The sequence below is a fragment of the Candidatus Hydrogenedentota bacterium genome (assembly GCA_012730045.1).
Classification (GTDB): domain Bacteria; phylum Hydrogenedentota; class Hydrogenedentia; order Hydrogenedentales; family CAITNO01; genus JAAYBR01.
On record JAAYBR010000143.1, the window covers coordinates 58,892 to 75,478 of the forward strand.

Annotated in this window: 16 protein-coding genes; 11 read left to right on the forward strand and 5 right to left on the reverse strand. The window is 68.2% G+C overall.

Annotated features, from left to right (window positions below):
• The first annotated feature begins 46 nt into the window (after positions 1-46).
• Both GXY15_15540 and GXY15_15545 read left to right on the forward strand, forming a co-directional pair.
• On the forward strand, positions 47-2,287 hold the full coding sequence (locus GXY15_15540; GenBank protein NLV42623.1) for a hypothetical protein: 2,241 nt from the start codon (positions 47-49) through the stop codon (positions 2,285-2,287).
• A 74-nt stretch (positions 2,288-2,361) separates the two neighbouring features.
• Entirely contained in the window at positions 2,362-3,270 is a 909-nt protein-coding gene (locus GXY15_15545) for a hypothetical protein (protein NLV42624.1), read from the forward strand.
• On the opposite strand, the gene GXY15_15550 is transcribed toward GXY15_15545, so the two are convergent.
• Positions 3,267-4,571: a Gfo/Idh/MocA family oxidoreductase gene (locus tag GXY15_15550; GenBank protein NLV42625.1), complete on the reverse strand. Its 1,305-nt coding sequence runs from the start codon at positions 4,569-4,571 to the stop codon at positions 3,267-3,269. The two genes, GXY15_15545 and GXY15_15550, sit on opposite strands and share 4 nt — an antisense overlap.
• 144 nt (positions 4,572-4,715) lie before the next feature.
• Between GXY15_15550 and GXY15_15555 the strand changes: the two genes are divergently transcribed.
• The 4 genes from GXY15_15555 (at position 4,716) to GXY15_15570 (ending at position 8,837) form a co-directional block, all read left to right on the forward strand.
• Positions 4,716-5,285, forward strand: a complete 570-nt coding sequence (locus tag GXY15_15555) for a hypothetical protein (GenBank protein ID NLV42626.1) — start codon at positions 4,716-4,718, stop codon at positions 5,283-5,285.
• A 312-nt stretch (positions 5,286-5,597) separates the two neighbouring features.
• Entirely contained in the window at positions 5,598-5,768 is a 171-nt protein-coding gene (locus tag GXY15_15560) for a hypothetical protein (protein ID NLV42627.1), read from the forward strand.
• Positions 5,769-5,808: 40 nt separating this feature from the next.
• Positions 5,809-7,356: a tetratricopeptide repeat protein gene (locus tag GXY15_15565; GenBank protein ID NLV42628.1), complete on the forward strand. Its 1,548-nt coding sequence runs from the start codon at positions 5,809-5,811 to the stop codon at positions 7,354-7,356.
• Positions 7,357-7,388: 32 nt separating this feature from the next.
• The gene (locus tag GXY15_15570) at positions 7,389-8,837 is read left to right on the forward strand and encodes a hypothetical protein (GenBank protein NLV42629.1); all 1,449 of its coding nucleotides are present in this window, start codon (positions 7,389-7,391) and stop codon (positions 8,835-8,837) included.
• On the opposite strand, the gene GXY15_15575 is transcribed toward GXY15_15570, so the two are convergent.
• The 4 genes from GXY15_15575 to GXY15_15590 all read right to left on the reverse strand — a co-directional run bounded on the left by GXY15_15575 (position 8,827) and on the right by GXY15_15590 (position 12,481).
• The gene (locus GXY15_15575) at positions 8,827-9,546 is read right to left on the reverse strand and encodes a leucyl/phenylalanyl-tRNA--protein transferase (protein ID NLV42630.1); all 720 of its coding nucleotides are present in this window, start codon (positions 9,544-9,546) and stop codon (positions 8,827-8,829) included. The two genes, GXY15_15570 and GXY15_15575, sit on opposite strands and share 11 nt — an antisense overlap.
• A complete protein-coding gene (hemW, locus tag GXY15_15580) occupies positions 9,543-10,637 on the reverse strand; it encodes a radical SAM family heme chaperone HemW (GenBank protein ID NLV42631.1) in 1,095 nt (364 codons plus the stop codon). Before hemW ends, GXY15_15575 begins: the two co-directional genes overlap by 4 nt.
• Positions 10,638-10,660: 23 nt before the next feature.
• A complete protein-coding gene (gene lepB / locus GXY15_15585; protein NLV42632.1) occupies positions 10,661-12,043 on the reverse strand; it encodes a signal peptidase I in 1,383 nt (460 codons plus the stop codon).
• Between the two features lie 69 nt (positions 12,044-12,112).
• On the reverse strand, positions 12,113-12,481 hold the full coding sequence (locus GXY15_15590) for a cupin domain-containing protein (GenBank protein NLV42633.1): 369 nt from the start codon (positions 12,479-12,481) through the stop codon (positions 12,113-12,115).
• Between the two features lie 161 nt (positions 12,482-12,642).
• Here GXY15_15590 and GXY15_15595 point away from each other — a divergent pair, with 161 nt between their 5' ends.
• From GXY15_15595 to GXY15_15615, 5 genes are read left to right on the forward strand one after another with little or no spacing between them, the layout of a single operon-like run.
• The gene (locus GXY15_15595) at positions 12,643-13,317 is read left to right on the forward strand and encodes a hypothetical protein (protein ID NLV42634.1); all 675 of its coding nucleotides are present in this window, start codon (positions 12,643-12,645) and stop codon (positions 13,315-13,317) included.
• Entirely contained in the window at positions 13,314-14,135 is an 822-nt protein-coding gene (locus tag GXY15_15600) for a PIG-L family deacetylase (GenBank protein ID NLV42635.1), read from the forward strand. Before GXY15_15595 ends, GXY15_15600 begins: the two co-directional genes overlap by 4 nt.
• 23 nt (positions 14,136-14,158) lie before the next feature.
• Entirely contained in the window at positions 14,159-14,833 is a 675-nt protein-coding gene (locus tag GXY15_15605) for a hypothetical protein (GenBank protein NLV42636.1), read from the forward strand.
• Between the two features lie 35 nt (positions 14,834-14,868).
• Positions 14,869-15,831: a hypothetical protein gene (locus GXY15_15610; GenBank protein NLV42637.1), complete on the forward strand. Its 963-nt coding sequence runs from the start codon at positions 14,869-14,871 to the stop codon at positions 15,829-15,831.
• The gene (locus GXY15_15615) at positions 15,828-16,583 is read left to right on the forward strand and encodes a hypothetical protein (GenBank protein ID NLV42638.1); all 756 of its coding nucleotides are present in this window, start codon (positions 15,828-15,830) and stop codon (positions 16,581-16,583) included. Before GXY15_15610 ends, GXY15_15615 begins: the two co-directional genes overlap by 4 nt.
• The last annotated feature ends 4 nt before the right edge of the window (positions 16,584-16,587 follow it).

Genomic DNA, 16,587 nt, shown 5'->3' on the forward strand with positions numbered 1-16,587 from the left:
TGGGCCGCCCGGACGGCGGGCAGAACAGAGCAAGGAGACCACGGGGATGGAAGCGAAGAACAACGGTTCGCAGCGGGGCATGGCGCTGGTGCTGGCGCTCATTGCCATGGTGCTGATCCTGGGGGCGGTGCTGCTCGTCTCCCAGCAGGCGACGCGGGCCGCCGCGCAGACCGAGATGCTCATGTCCCAGATGGACCTGGAGGAGGCCTGCAAGGCCGGGATAGACACGGGCATTGAGCGGCTCTGGAACCAGTACGTCACCGGCAACGGCAACACCACGGGCAATCTGGCCTCCTACAAGGTCTTCGTGGACGAGGTGGTCGAGGAGGGCGGCCAGGCCACCCTGGCCAGCGCCGCGTCCCCGATCGTGCTGGACGAGGCGTCGGGGCTGGCCGTGACGGGCCTGACACTGGCGCGCGAGGACACGCTGTTCGGCGTGGACGTGACCATCACCTCCACCGCCAGCCGGACCAAGGGCGCCGCCGCCGGGGAGCCCGCCACGCTGACCGCCCAGCAGACGGTCCGCATCTCCGGCACCCCCTTCACGGGCTTCGAGTACGCCGTGCTCGCCAACCAGATCAACTGCATCCTCTGCCACGCGGGCATCCGCAACCTGGACCAGGAACTCAACACCGATGAAGACCTGCGGGGCACCTTTGACCGCGTGAAAGTCGCCACGCTGCAGGCGCTTCTTTACCGCAAGGACGCCGCCGACTCCCATATCGCGGGGACCCTGTACACCCGCGGAAATGTTTACAACACCAACTACAGCCTCCTTTCGGACGCGCAGATCCAGTCGTCGAGCGGCCTGAAGAGCCGCCAGTTTGACACCACCAACGGAAAGATCACCCAGAACCCGACAAACGGCGCCATGATCACCACTCCCATGGTTGCCGCGGGCAACGACGCCCAGGGCCGCCCGACACAGTTCGGCAATCTCTACCGCAACTATCCCAGCGACCCCGACCTCATGACCGACGGGCCGCTGCCCACCGACTTTCCCGCGCCGTTCCCGGACAACGACGGCGACCGGTATGTGGACACCGACGAGTTTGAGGAGATCGCCGGGGTGCTGGAGGGAAGCATAAATGGCGGCGTCGCTTTTGGCGTGCCGCAGGGGTCCACGTATAACACGAACGCACTGCCGACCACCTCCAACTCAGCCCTGGCCACCCTTGCGGCCACGGGCCAGTTTAATGGCAACCTGATTCTGGTCGGCACGGAAGCCAACCCCATCCAACTTAACGGGACCGTTGCCGTGAACGGCGACCTGGTGATGACGGGCAAGGTGAGGGGCACGGGGCAGATTTTTGTGCGCGGCAACACGTATCTCACGGGCGATGTCACCTATGCCGACGCGCCCGGAAGATTCGGGCAGGCGGACGACGGCACCCAAAACGCCATGGCCCTCATCACCGGGGGCAGCGTGCTTATGGGCGACTACCTCACCGTGCGGGGGAAGAACCACTCGCTGGACACCGCGCACGTTCCGAGCAGCGCCTACAGCATTGATGTACGAACCGCGAACAGGTCGGCGACCCAGACCATCAGCAAAAAGAAGGAGACGCTTAACTACGGGTACTTTGATCCGGGAGTCATAGATGCCGGCGGGATTTTTCCCACCATGGTGGACAACAGCGGAAAGACCGTGGCCCGGCAGGGCCAGCAGTTCTCCTTCACCCAGTCGGAGCTTCAACTGTTCAATTTCTATGAGTTGGAGAAGGCCGTGGCCGATTCCAGTTACACCCCCCGTTTCTACGGCATGCGGGAGAGCCAGCCGGACAACATCTGGGTGTTCACCAAGCTGAGCGACGAGCACTCGGTGAAGTACGACCGGACGGACAACACTGTGAAGCTGCTCCAGGACTACATGATTTCCAAGGGCTACCCGCTGGACATTCTGGACCGGGCGGCGTACCACTACATGAATCCGGAGGGCAACTGGATCAGCGAGGACATCCTGCGCCGGATCTGGTACAACGACGAGATGGCCCGGCCGGACAAGTCGAAGTGGAAGTTTGACGGGCTGCTGTACAGCAACAACGCCATCTTCGCCATCACGCGGAGCAAGGCCCGCCACAAGTCTTACACCGAGGGCAAGATGCAGGTGCGCGGCGCGATCATCTGCCCCGATCTCGGCGTGCTGGTGGCCGGTTCGGACACATCGGGGCAGGAGTCGTTCACGTTGCTCTATGACGGGCGCGTGAAGGAGTTCTGGGCGCCCCAGGACCGCACCCAGGTCTTCTTTGCCCGCACGGTCTACAGCGTTCTCCGCGACGGCGGCTGAGCACGCCCCGGACACCCGGCCCCGGCCTGTGATGGCCCTCCATTGTCTCTTTTCAGAAGGGAGAAACCGTGAGCATGAGCAGGTTTGTTGTCCTGGCGGCGCTGTGCGCCGCGGTCGCCGTCCCGTCCCCCGCGGACACCATCCACATGAAAAACGGCACGCCCGTTGACGGGGTGGTGGAGTCAAAAAGCGAGGGGATGCTGACGGTCCGGGTCGGAAAACGGCGTGTCCGGCTGCGGGAGGACGAGATCCAGCTGATTGAGGAAAACGACCGCGACGGAAGCCGCAATCTGGACGCGGCGCGGGAGGAGGCGAAACGTCGCGACGAGGAGCTTCTTGCGCAGACCGGCCTGAACTACCAGCAGCGCGGGGCGGTGGACGCGGCGCTGGAGAAGCTCTTTTCCGACCTGGAGGACCTGAGCGCGGAAGGCCGGCGCAAGCTCATCGAAATGCAAAAAACCAGCGACCTCCTTCCCTACATGCTGCTCTTTTTCTCCGACATGTACCCGCAGAAGCGCGCGCGGCTGATCCGGCTCATCTTTGAGTTCGACCCCGGGAAGGTGCGTCCCCTGCTGTCCCAGCATGCCTGCGACCCCGAGGAGACCCTGCGCGAAGCCTGCCTGGAACTTATGGGCAAGGTGGCGGGGCACAGCCCCGCCGAGGTGGAACTGCTGGTGAGGGGGCTTGCGGACGAGAAGGGCGCGGTGCGCATGGCGGCCTGCCGCGGGCTGGCCGCCGCGCGGAGCCGGGAGGCCTCGCCCATGCTCATACAGGCCCTGCGCGGGTCTGACATGCGGATCCAGAACCTTTCCCGGGACGCCCTTGCCGCTGCGTGGTCCACGCCGGAGGCGGCGGTGCGCTTTGAGAAGGCCGAGGAATGGGCGGCGTACTGGGAGCAGCAGGCCGCGTCCGTGCCCGCAGCGTACTTCCCCGACCGGGTGGTTCCGCTGGTGGAACCCGGCACAATGCCGCAGAACGACTAGGCGCCCTCCACCACGCCGAAGTACGGCTTCCGGGTTTTCCAGGCCCCTTTGGTGAAGTCGGGGCATTCCACGGGGGCGGACCCGCGCGCGATGCTCTGCTCCGAGAGTCCGACCACACAGCTCATCAGGGCGGCGTCGCACGCGTCCAGCGGGGGCGCGCTTTTTTCGCGGACGGCTTTTGCGAAAAAGGCCAGCACCAGGTAGTCGGTGCCCGCGTGGCCCGCCTGCAGGGCGGCCTCCCCCATTTCCCGCCACCAGGGATGGTCAAACTCCTTTTCGTAGGGCTCGAAGGGCTCCCACTCGTGGGACACGGGGCTTCTTCCCTCCAGGTAGACCGAGGTCCGGTGCTGGTCGTAGATGCCGAGGGTTCCCTGGAGCACCCAGCGGTTGTCGTAGGGGCGCGGCAGGGTCATGTCGTTGTTTACAACAATCGTCTTCCCCCCGTGCGTGCGGATGACGGTGGTGACCACGTCGCCCTGCATGATCTTCCGCGCGGCGTTGGGGTGGTCCGGGCCCTGCTTCCGCGCGAAATGCGCGTTGATGCCGAAGGCGCCTGTCGCTGTGGAGGTGAGGGAGGCGAACATGTCGCCGCAGCCGATGTCCAGCCAGCTCAGCACGGGGCCCAGGCTGTGCGTGGGGTACTGGTCGCAGTTCCGTTTCTCCAGAAAGGCGCCCCGCCAGGACTGTTTTCCGTCCGGCGTGCAGAACCACTCCACGCAGTCGTGGGCGTAGGCGCAGTGCGCGTGGACCGGGTGGCCGAAGAGGCCCGCGCGGCGCATCTGGAGCAGGGCCAGGTTGTCCCGGCGGAACGACCAGTTCTCCAGCATCATGCAGGGGACGCCCGTCTCCGCGCTGGTGTTCACCAGCGCCCAGCACTCGTCCACCGTGAGTGCCGCGGGCACCTCGACCCCCGCGTACTTCCCCGCCCGCATCGTGTCCACCGCCATGGCGGCGTGGGAGTCCCAGGGCGTCGCGATGATCACCGCATCGAGATCGTCCCGCGCCAGCAACCGCCGGTAGTCCTCCGGTCCGCCGGTGTACTTCTCTGGGGCGGGGCGCCCCGCGGCGGCCAGCAGGGCCGCGGCGGCGTCGGCGGCGGCGGGGTCCACGTCGCACACCGCCGGGACGTCCACGGACGGCAAAGAGAGCAGGGTTCCCAGCAGGCTCTGCCCGCGGCTGCCTGTGCCGATGATGCCGATGCGCGCGGGGGGGCTCCCCGCGCCCTCCTGCGCCGCGGCCAGGTTGGCGGCGGCGGCCGCCACGGCCGCCCCCAGAAACGTTCTGCGCGCCATGTCTCTCATGTGTCGGGTTCCTTTGACGGCGGCTCGGGATGGAATCGTGCGCGCCGGCGCGTTGTTTTTTCTTTTCCACATGTTAGAATAACCGGAGTGCGGAAACAAGGCGGCAGGTGTCCCCGTGTCGGGGCTCCGCCTGTGGAGGTGTTCATGGAATTTTATCTGGAGCTGCTTAACCCGGTGTTTGAGCACCTCGCGGAGTACAAGATCCAGTACATCGGCGGCGCCGCTATCGGGCTCCCCTTCCTGTACTTCAGCCGCAAGTACACCGTGCCGCTGATTCTGTATCTGCTCGAGATTTCCGTCTACCTTTCCCTGATGCACGGGGTGGTCCATCTGCTTGTCCTGGTGACGGCCTGGTTCAAGGTCACCTCCTCCATGAAGGCGCTCCGTCCCGACGGGACGCCTTCCGAACAGGTTGACTGGACGACCCCCCTCTTTTCGTTCTGGGACCGCTCCCTGTACGAGCCTGCCTGGCTTCTCTACATGGAGGCGTGCTTTGTGGTCATTGTCCTGGTGGTGGTCTTCCGGTACCGTCCCATGTCCACCCAGCACAAGCCCAAGCCGAGGTACAACCCCGACGGCACCCCGATTGCCAAGAAGGACAAGAAACAGGGCGCGGAGGACTACCTCCACAAGTACCGCCGCAGGAAATACGCGGATGAGGTGCGCGCGGAGGATGAGCGGCTGAAGCGGTTGGAAAACCAGCGCCGCAAGTAGACGCGGGGGCGCCGTCCCAGTTCACCGTCCCGGCAGGGTTGGACGGCTGTGCCGGGTGTCGGTTCTTCCCAGGCGGAGATTGTTTGTTTGCATGTTCGCATCTTGCGCAATTGCCGCAATTGCCGTCGCGCCCGGCCAGTGTTTCATGACTTCCCTAACATGCTCATAAAGAACAAGTTGAACCGATGGAAGAATGCCCGGTCACCGGATTTTTTCTTGACAGGGGGGTTGGCGAAAACGGGGCTTCCGTGTATAATACCCGTAATGAGAGCGGACCGAAGGTTTCGGGGCCGTGACCTAGAGGCGTGCGCCATGCACTATACGGGCTATCTCGTGGTGATGACGGGCATCATCGCCGTGGTGATGCTCGTGAGCGTTCCGTCCCTCTTTGCCAGAAAATGCCCCGGATGCGGGAAGCGGAACCGGGTGGACGCGCGGCGCTGCCCCGGGTGCGGAGTGGAGCTTCCCCCGGACGATCTGTAAGCCGCCCGCGGCGGGCGACAACATGGAAGGCGGACGAACCGTGGCTGAATTGACACAGTGTCCATTTTGCGGAAAAGAGGCGCCGGCGGGAAACCGCAACTGTCCCCATTGCGGGGGGCCCCTGAAGCAGGGGGCCATCGCCCCCTCCCCCGGAAAGCAATGCCCCAACTGCCGCGCCGAGGTGCAGGGGGGGGACATTATCTGCGTGGCCTGCGGCACGAATCTGCTCACGGGCCAGCGCGTGGCGGCCACGGGGGAGAAAAAGGACCGGGGCGCCAGGTCCCCCTTCCCGGTGATGGCCGTGCTGAAGTGGCTGGCTGTCGGGGTCTGCGTGACGGCACTGGTGGCCGGACTGGTACTGGGCGCCGCGTGGCTGCTGGGGGACCCCGTGGCCAAGGCGCGGTCGCAGGCGGCGGCGGGGAACATTCCCGAGGCGCTCGCCACGGTGCAGAAGGCGGTGGAGAGCCGGCCCAACAGCCGGGACGCCCGGATTCTTCAGGGAAAACTGCTGATGCAGGCGGGGCAGCCCGCGCGGGCCGCCGACGCGTTTGAGGCCGCCCTCAAGCTGGACGCGAAGGACCCGGCGCCGGGGTATCTGGCGGTGCTGGCCGCGGCCAAGATGGGCGGGGAAGAGGGGCTGCGCCGGCAGATCGCCGCGCTGCGGGAACTGGTCCAGCTGCACCCCGGCGAGCAGAAGGCCTGGCGCCTGCTGGTCACGGCGCTCGGCGCGGCGCACGACTACGGGAACCAGGTGTCTGCCATCTATGACGCGGGCTCCGCGGGAATGGCCACAGGCATTTCCATGGGCGTGATGCCGGGGGTGGCCCGGGCCCTGGGGAACGACCTGCCGGCCGCCGAGAAGGCTCTGCGCGAGCTGGCGGCCGCCGCGCCGGACAACGGGGACGCCCACGCGGCGCTCGGTCTGGTGCTCAGTCTCCAGGGGCAGGGCGAACAGGCGGCGCAGGCGCTGCAGGCGTCGCTGGACAAGAACCCCACGGCGCCCGGCCGGGTGCGGTTCCTGCTGTCCCTGTACCAGCTTCGCAACGGGGCCTATGAGCAGGCCCTTTCGCTGCTCCGGCAGGCCCGAAAGGATATTCCCGAGGATTCCCGCGTGGCGTTTTTCTTCGCCCTCGCCCTCCAGCAGGCGGGGCTGGGCGATGAGGCGCTCACGGAGTTTGAGCGCGTGTCGTCCGGGTCCGGGCCGTACGCGGCGGAGGCCGCCGTCCAGATGGCCACCCTCCTGCTCAAGACGGACAACGTGGACCGGGCGGCGGCCGCGATGCGGCGCGCCTCGGAGCAGGGCCTTGCATCGGCCCGCATGATGACCATCCAGGGCATTATCCACGCGAAACAGGAGAATCCCGGCGAGGCGGAGAACGCCTACCGCCGCGCCATCCAGGCCGATCCGGACTATGCGGCGGCGCATCTGGAACTGGGCCTCCTGCAGGTGGGGCGGAACGCCCTGGACGAGGGGGTCCGCGAGCTGGAGCGCTTTCTGGAGCTTCGGCGGGCGGCCGGGTCGGACGGGAATGTGAATGAGATCGAAGTGCTGGTCAGCCAGTTGAAGCAGACGATGCAGGCTTCCTGAGCGGCCGGATTTCCTTCAGGAGAAGAGAAGACATGCGACGAACCACACCGTTTCTGACGGTCCTTGCCGCCGCGCTGGTGCTGGCGGCCCCGGCGGCGAACGCCTGGGGCCCCCGCACGCAGACGGCCATTGTGACCACGGCGGCCAAACTGGTCTCCAAGGCGGGCAACGCCCCCATTTCGAAAATGGATGAGCACATCCTCGCGGGCGTCGCCCTGCCGCTGTCGGAGATCACGGCGCGCCATCCGGAGTTCGCCACCGACCCCGTCTCGGTGATCGAGCAGGAAATGGCCCTCCTGTCGGCGGCCCGGCGCGGGCGGGTGGACGTGTATTTCGCGCACCGGCTCGGCATTCTGGGCAAGATGATCTGCGCCGTCACGGCGCCCCTGGCGGGGGCCGAGGTTACCTGGCGCAACATGTACTACGCCGACGCGGACAACGCCATTGCCGGCCTGCGGCTCAAGGAGTTTCCCCGCAAGGAGGTGGACCCGAAGAGCTATTTCGTCCGCCTGCAGGGCGAGATGACGCTGAACTCCGAACTGATCGAGAAGCAGTACAAGGACGGGGTGGGCTTCAAGGATGTGGCCGCGACCACCTTCCCGGCCGATGCGAGCCGCTCTGTGGCCGCCGTGGCGGATGTCTGGTGGACCGTGCTCACCTCCCGCACCGTGCCGGGCGGCGTCTCCGAGGCCCAGCTCCAGGAATACGTCCTCGCCGCGCAGGACTACCTCATCCAGCGGGGGAACCTGCAGGAGCTGGAGGCCGCCGTGGCCGCCCACAGGCAGCTGACCCCCTTCACGGCGGACATGGACGCCCGCGTCGGCGACATGCTGCTGGCCGCCGGGTACGAGGACCGCGCCATCGCCGCCTATGAGACCGTGCTGGCGGCCGCCCCGGACCGCAAGGATGTCGCCAAGAAGGTGGCGGACTATTATGTCGGCAAGGGGAACGGGCTGCTGCAGGACGGGCGGCTGGAGGACGCCCGCGACGCGTTTGCCGCCGCCGCCAAGGCCAACCCGCTGCACCCCGAGGCCGAGGCCAAACGGCTGGAGGCCGAGGCGCAGATCACCGCCCGCGACGGCCGCCAGGCGGCCCACCGGGACGCCCTCAGCCGGGCGGACGAGCTGCGGGCCATGGCCGAGCAGGAGGCCGCGCGGTCGTACTACGCGGAGGCCATCAGCTTCCTGCAGCAGGCCGAGGCCGCCTACCAGGAGGTGACGGACGAGTTTCCCTCGGAGGCGCAGCAGCGGACCCGCGGCCTCCGCGACGTGCGCGACCTGCTGAACCAGTGGAAACAGTCCCTCAAGGGGAGCGCGCCGACCTACAGCGGGCGCGGCTTCACCGAGGACCTGAACAGCGCCGTGCAGGCGGGCATGAAGGGGTTGGAGCAGGAGGCGCTCGCGGAGATGGCGGACAAGGCCCACGCCGCCGAGATCGAGCGGCTCACGAAGGAAATGCAGCCGCAGCTCGCTATTCCCTGACCCCCGCCGCGGCCACCCAGTCCGGGGGCAGAACCCAGGCCCCCGCCGCGGCCGGTTCGGCGGTCGCGGCGCGCACCCGCCCCAGGTATTCCCGCCGCGGCATGACCACCCCGCCCATGGACGCCAGATGGGCCGTCGGCATCTGCGCGTCAATCAGGGTGTGCCCCCTCCGCAGGCACAGCGCCGAGAGCGCCGCGAGCGCCGCCTTGCTCGCGTCGCGTGCCAGGTGGAACATGGATTCCGCGAAGAAGCACCCCCCGATGGAGATGCCGTAGAGTCCGCCCACCAGCGCGCCGTTCTCGCGGCACTCGATGGAATGCGCGTGCCCCTCCTCATGGAGCCGGATGTAGGCTGCGGCCATCTCCGGAAGGATCCACGTCCCGTCCTGCCCTTCCCGGGGCGTCTCGGCGCAGGCGCGGATCACCTCGGCGAAGGCCGTGTCCACCGTCACCTCGAAGCGGCCCGAACGCAGGGTGCGCGCCAGCCGCCGGGACACATGTACCCGGCCGGGAAAGAAAACCAGGCGCGGGTCGGGCGACCACCAGAGGATGGGCGTGTCCTCGCTGTACCAGGGGAAGATGCCGCGGCGGTACGCCTCCAACAGCCTTTCCGGGCTGAGATCCCCGCCCACTGCCAGGAGGCCGTCCCCGTCCGCATGTTCGGCTGGGGGAAACCGCAGGGAGCGCAGGGAGAGGCGGTAGAGGGTCATTCCGCCCCCTCCCCCACCAGCGCCAGCCCGATCTCGTTGTTCAGCTCGAAGCCCGCAACGGTGGGGCGCGCGGCGCGCCCGTCCCATTCCAGGAGCCCCCTTCCCTTCAGGCCCGCCAGCACCGCGCCGAAATCCGCCTCCAGGGACGCGCCAAAGCGTTCCCGGTAGCTGTCCGCCGTCAGCCCCTCCCGCAGCCGGAAATGCTGGATCAGGGTCTCCACTTTGATTTCCGGAGGCGTCAGCGCCAGCGCTTCGGACTTTTCTCCGGGAGCGCGCAGATACCCGTCCAAGTCCGACGGATTCTGCGCCCGCACCCCTCCAGTGAAACAGTACGCCCCCGGGCCGAACCCCGCGTACTCCCCGTTGCGCCAGTAGACAAGATTATGGCGGCAGGCCCGGCCGGACAGGCAGAAGTTGGAGATTTCATAGCGGTCATGGGCCGCCAGCGCCCGGCGCGCCGCCCGGTAGAGGGCCAGGGCGGTGTCCTCGTCCACCGCCTGGTCCCGCCGCGCGGCGAAGGGCGTGCCCTCCTCAAAGGTCAGGCCGTAGGCCGACACATGGGGCGGGGCCAGGGCTGCCGTCTCCCGCAGGGTTTCCCCCCACGCGTCATGCGGCCTGCCGCCGAAGATGAGGTCCATGCTCCAGTTGTCGAACACCGCCGCCGTCCGCGCGACGGCCCGGCGCGCGCCTTCCGCGTCATGGCGCCGTCCGAGCCAGGCGAGCACCCGGTCGTCAAAACTCTGCACCCCCAGGCTCAGGCGGTTGAAGCCCAGCCCCCGCCAGGCGGAGACCTTGTCCGCCGTCACGTCGTCGGGGTTGGCCTCCAGGGTGATTTCGGCGTCGGGCGCGACAAGGAAGCGGCGCGCCACGGCGTCCAGCACGCGCTCCAAGCCGGCGGGCGGGACCAGGGAGGGGGTTCCCCCGCCGAAGAAGAGGGTGTCCGCCCGGTCGGGCCCGTCAAACGCCATGATTTCGCGGCACAGCGCCTCCACGAACGCATCCGGCGGGTCGCCTTTCACCGGCAGGCTCACGAAATCGCAGTAGGGGCACTTCGTCCTGCAGAAGGGAATGTGTATGTAGACACCGAACATGTCCGGGCTCCCCGGATGCGCGCCTATCCCTCCGCCCCGCCGGAGGCGGACCCGCCGACCCGGCCGACAATGTCCCGCTCCGCCACCCAGCCCAGGGACCTGCTGTCGCCCTGCTCCCCGGCCTTGACGGGTGCGAGCAGGAAGTAGTGCCCCTCGGGAACCTGGGCGTACTCCGGGGCGCGCAGCCGCCCGTAGGGGGCCGCCGCGGCGTCCTCGGCCGTCAGGGCCGGCACGGGGAGCGGACGCTCTTTTCCGTTCACCAGCAGACGGCCGTCCTCCAGGGCGACCCGCTCGCCGGGCAGCGCGGCGACCCATCCGGTGAAGGAGACCTCCTGGCTCTTGTCGGCCACCGCCGACGCCAGCACCAGGTCGCCCCGCCGGGGGCGCGCCCACCGCAGCAGCCAGAGGCGGCTGAGCGGCACCCGGAACCCATAGGCCAGGGCGAGGGCAAAGCGCCACCGCTGCCCCCCGCCGGCCGTCGGAGCGGTCACGGGGCGGCCCACCAGCAGGCGAACCAGGGTCAGCAGCACGACCAGCGTCGCGGAGACGCGCCACCAGAGGGTGCCGGAGAAGCCCGTGAAATCGCGCCAGCGGGGGGGCGGCCACCAGATGCAGGCGACGCGCCCCACGAGGTGCTCATTGGGGACCCATCCGAACCAGCGTCCGTCGCGGCTGTGCGCGCTGTTGTCGCCCAGCAGCAGGTAGTGCCCCTCCGGGACCATGGAATACTCGTCGCCGGGGAGGACGCCGTAGCGCCCCTCAAACGGCGCGGTGTAGAAAAGGTCCTCCGGCATGCCCGGAGGCGGCGTCAGCGGTTTTCCATCGGCATACACCGTCCCGTTGCGGATTTGGATGCGCTCGCCGGGCATGCCGACGATGCGTTTGACCAGCGTTTTAAAAACGGCGTCCTTCTCGACAGTCTTGAAGACGACGATGTCCCAGCGCTGCGGGGGGCTGCCGTAATAGAGGCGCTTGTTCATGAAGGGCACGCGGATGCCGTAGACCCACTTGTTGACCCAGACCCGGTCACCCTTGCCGAAGCCCGGATCGCCGAGCAGGGTGGTTTCCATGGAACCCGAGGGGATGCGGTAGGGCTCGGCGACGGCCCAGCGGAAGGCCAGGGCCAGCGCGAGGGCGATCAGGCCGCCGCGGGTCCATTCAACGGTCTGCCGCCAGGTCATGCCCGCCGTCAGCCAGCCGACCGCGCCCAGGGCGGTGACCACGGCCCCGGAATACCACATGCCCTCGGAGGTGCCCGGAACGCCCGTGTTGCCCCGCTGCATCAGCCAGAGGCCGGCGGCCACGGCGGCGACGCCCGCGTAGGTCATCCAGGCGGGCACAAAGACGCGCTCCCTTTCGGGTTCCGCGCCGCCGGGTTTCCTCTTCTCAGACTTCTCTTTCTTCATGCGTGCCTTCCAGAATGCGCCCGGGCGGGACCGTGCCGTTTTTGGGGCGCGTTTTCGGCGGGGGCCGTCTCAGCGGTCCGCGCCGGAGGGGGGATCCGTCACCACGTCATCATAATCAAACGGCGGCACCCCGATAATCAGCGACTCCAGGTCGCCGACGGACTGGTGCACATGCCCCGGCCGTATCCACACGCAGTCCCCCTGGCGCACCGGAACCTCCTCGCCGTCAATGATGATCACGCCCTCCCCATTCAGAATGAAGTAATACTCGTCCGTGCGGCGGTGCCAGTGGGGCTGCGCGTGGTCCGTCCGCAGGCGGGTGATGCTTGCAGGGGCCCCGTCCTCCTTCTTGAGAATGCGCTGCCGGAACCCGCAGATGCTGCGCTCCTGGTCCTGTTCCTCGACATTGACCTTCACGTATGCGCGCGTGTCGTCCATCCCGCGGGACTCCTTTGCCCGAAAAGCGTATCATACCCATGCGCGCGGCGGCCACCCGGGCGGGCAATGCTTGCCCCAACCGCCGCGGTTGTGGTTTGATGGAATGCGCGGCGCAGGCGGGCATCCGGTTCGGACGCCCGCCGCGCTGGAAGGAGAACACCATGCGGTTGATCGTTTTTCTGGCCCTGGCGGCCTGCGTGCTGTTGCCGGTCGGATGCTCCCAGGGCGGCGCGCCCCCCTCTGCGGGGCCCAGGCGGACGGATGCGCCGCCCGCCGCGCCGCAGGCTCCGGAGGCGGCGCCCGGCCCCGCAGTGATAGACATCGGGGACGTTGAAAGCAGCATCGTGGTGGCGGCCACGGTGCCCCCCGAGGGTCTGCCCGCGGAGGTGACGGTGGAGGAGATGAAGACGGCGCGGGACCGGCTGGCCCTCTGCACCGTGACGGTCCGCCCCCCCTACCCTGCCAGTCTCACGCTTCGCATGACGCTGGAGCCGCAGCGGGGTTTCGCGGAGCGCCCCGTGGTGCTGCGCGGCGCGGTGTACCGGGACGATGCCCCCCTTGCCCCCGCGTTGGAGACGGTCGTGGGCGCACAAGGGCCGGCGGCGCCGGCGGCCCCCGCCGCCGCCCGTCCCCTCACGGTGGACGTGGACCTGATGCAGGGACTGACCCCTGTTCCCGACACGATGCTCGTCGTGGGGAAACTGGACGCGTTTCTGATGGATGCGGGCGCGCCGGAGGCGGGGCTGGACCCCGCGACGGCGACCTCCGCCAGCCGCACCGTGCTGCAAAGCAACCCCGTGCGGGTGAACTTCGTCCGCGAGGGCGCGGCGCAATGAACATCCTGTGCGCGGGCGCGCATCCGGACGACGCCGAGTTCTACGCGGGCGGGTCCATGATCCGGTGGGCCGCCGCCGGGCACCGGGTGACGGCGGTTTCGCTGACCAACGGCGACGCGGGCCACCACGAGACCCCCCTTCCGGAGCTGGCCGTCCGCCGCCGTGCGGAGGCGCTGGAGGCCGCGCGCAGGGGCGGCTATGAGGCCGTGACGTGGGACGTGCATGACGGGGAGCTCATGCCCACCCTGGAGCTGCGCCGGGAAATGGTGCGGCTGATCCGGCGCTGCCGCGCGGACGTGGTGCTCTGCCACCGGCCCTACGACTACCATCCGGACCACCGCTACACGGGCGTCCTGGTTCAGGACGCGGCGTTCATGGTCACGGTGCCCCATGTGTGCCCCGAGGAGCCCGCGCTGGAGACCAACCCGGTGTTCCTCTACATGACCGACCCCTTCTCGCGGGAGGCGCCGTTTCAGGCGGACCTGGCAGTGCCCATAGACTGCGTGGACGAGGCCAAGTGGCGTCTGCTGGATGCCATGCCGTCGCAGTTCTACGAGTGGCTTCCCTGGCTGGAGCACCGGCTGGACGAGGTGCCCCCGGCCAACGCGCCGGAGGCGCGCTTCGCCTGGCTTCAGCAGTTCCACGGCCCTGTGCTTGACGAGATGTTCGCCCCCCACCGCGCCGTTCTGGAGCGGATCCACGGCGCCGCGGCCGCGGGGGTGCGGCGTTTCGAGGTGTTCGGTGTCTGCGGTTACGGCCGGAGCCCGGGCGACGAGGAAGTGCGGGCACTGTGCCTGTGCGGCGCCCCTCCGGCATGACCCACTCTTCAAGGAGACCCGCCATGAAGTCCCCCCTGTTCCGGTTCGTGATGGTGCTGACCCTCCTGCTGCTGCCCGCGGCGGGCCGCGCGGCGGACACGCCCGTGGTCATCAACACCGGGGTCGGCACCGCCCTGACCGTGCCCGGCTCTGTCCTGTTCACGTTTCAAAAACGCTTCGAGGGCCCGGATGTTAAAAGCGCGGTGGAGTCCGCCGGCGCCTTCATTGCGGAAATGCAGCAACTGCTGCGCTCTGGGGAGGTGCAGCCCGCCGTGGTGTCCTCCGTGCCGCCGCTGCTGACCAACCTCGACTCCGCGTGTGTCTGGGCACAGGTGCGCGCCGAGTTTCTCATGACCACCATGAACACGCCCAGCACGGGCCCGGTGCAGTACGGGCTGCTCTGCGACAAAATGTCCGCCCTGGCGGCGGCGCAGGGGGCCACACTGGTACAGCCCAAGCTTCTGCCCCCGGACCGTGACCTCACTGCCGACGCGGCGGTGGCCAAGGCGGTGGAAGTGGCCTACTCGCAGGCGGAGGCGGTGGCCACCGCGGTGCGCAGCGCCATCTACGCCGTGGGCTCCGCGGAGATTCTGGAAGTCGCCTGGGAGGACGAGCCGGCCGTGGAGCCCGGGGAGGTTCCCCAGATCAAATGCACCGCCCGGGTGCGCATGACCTACACCCTGGGCCCGGTGGAGTAAACGCCGTTCCCGACGGCCGCACAAGGAGTATTCAGATGAGACCATGCATGTACCTCTCCCCCGTCGCCCTGCTGACCCTGGCGGGTTGCGCCACCACCTTCCACGCGGGGCCGCCCGAGGGGGCCGTGGCGGTCATCGCCCACCGGGGCGCCAGCGCCTATGCCCCGGAGAACACCCTCGCGGCGTTCTCCAAGGCTCTTGAGATGGGGGCCGACTGGTTTGAGCTGGACTGCCACCTCACCAAGGACGGCAAGCTGGCGGTCATCCACGACGCCGACCTCAAGCGGGTGGCCAACGAAAACCCGCGGGTGGTGCCCCTGAGCACCCTGGAGTCCCTCCAACAGGCGGATGTCGGCGCGTGGAAGGGCGCGGAGTTCACCGGGGAGCGCATCCCCTCGCTGGAGCAGGCGCTGGACTTCGCCAGGGGGAAGATCGGCGTCTATCTGGAGGTGAAAAGCGACTGGCCGGACGCCAAACTCACGGAGAAGCTCGTGGCCCTTGCGCAGGACTGGCAGGGGGATGAGGCGTCCCTGCGCCGGGCGATGATGCGTGAAATCGAGGCGGACGGCACCCGTAACCTCCTGCTGACGCGGGAAGTCCTGAAGGCGGTGAAAGCCCGGCGCATGAAGGACCAGGTGGTTCTTCAGTCCTTCTCCCCTGTGGTCTGCGTGATCGCCCTGGCGGAGATGCCCGAACTGCGCACGGAATTTCTCGGCGCGGACGACCCCGAGAAGCCGGGGCAGTGGGAGCGCTTCGTGATGTTCGGTTCGCGCATCGGGGTGGCGGGGTTCAACGTCAGCAAGGATTCGGTGACGGCGGAACGCATCGCGGCCTTCCACGCGGCGGGCAAGACCAGCGCCGCCTGGACGGTGGACGACCCGGCGGAGATGACGCGCTGCGTGGACTGCGGCGTGGACGCCCTCATCACCAACCGTCCGGACCTGTGCATTGAGACCCTGCGCGCCCTGGGCAAATACCCGGAACGGGGCCGTTCATGAGCCCAACCTCCCGGCCAGTCGGCACCCAAAGCGTCCTTCTGACCAGTTTCTGCCATGAGCGGGCCGCCGCGCCCTTCTTGGAGGCGCTGGCCGCCGTGGGTGTCCGCGCCTGGACCGAGGGCGGGGAGAACGAGGCGCCCGTGGGGGTGTGCGTGGGCCCTTCCGATGTCCCTGCGGCGGCGGAAGTGCTCCGGCGGCATGTCGAGGCGCGTGTCGCGGAACTGGAGGCTTTTGACGGTGCCGCCCTCGGGGGGGTGGACGCCGACTGGTCCGAGACGCCGTGGCACGAGGTGACCTTTTTCGCGGACAGGGGTGAGGCGGACGTCTTTGCCGGGGTTCTCGAAAGCCACAGCGTCCCTTACCGCTTTTCGGTTCCGAGCATTATCCCCCGCGCGTACTTCTATGGAAAAGGCCCAGAACGTGGTCTGCGTGTGTTCGTACCGGAACCTTTCTTGGCATGGGCGGTGGCCTGGGTGGAGGCCGGCCAGCAGCGGAGTGATCTGGAGGAGCTGGGCATCGAGCCCGACGCGGATTTGGAAAGCTACTATGACGCCGTGGAGGCGGGGACGGTCTGCCCCGAATGCGGCGGCAAGGACATCGAGACCCTCCCCCCCGTCCCGGCGAAACCCAAGGACTTCCTCGGATTTCTTTTGGGGCTGGTGAAGGACGTCATCCTCCTCGCGGTCGCGCGGGAGATTCCCGACGACGGGGACAAGGCCCACGTCTGCCGCGACTGCGGCTGTGAGTGGTAGGGGC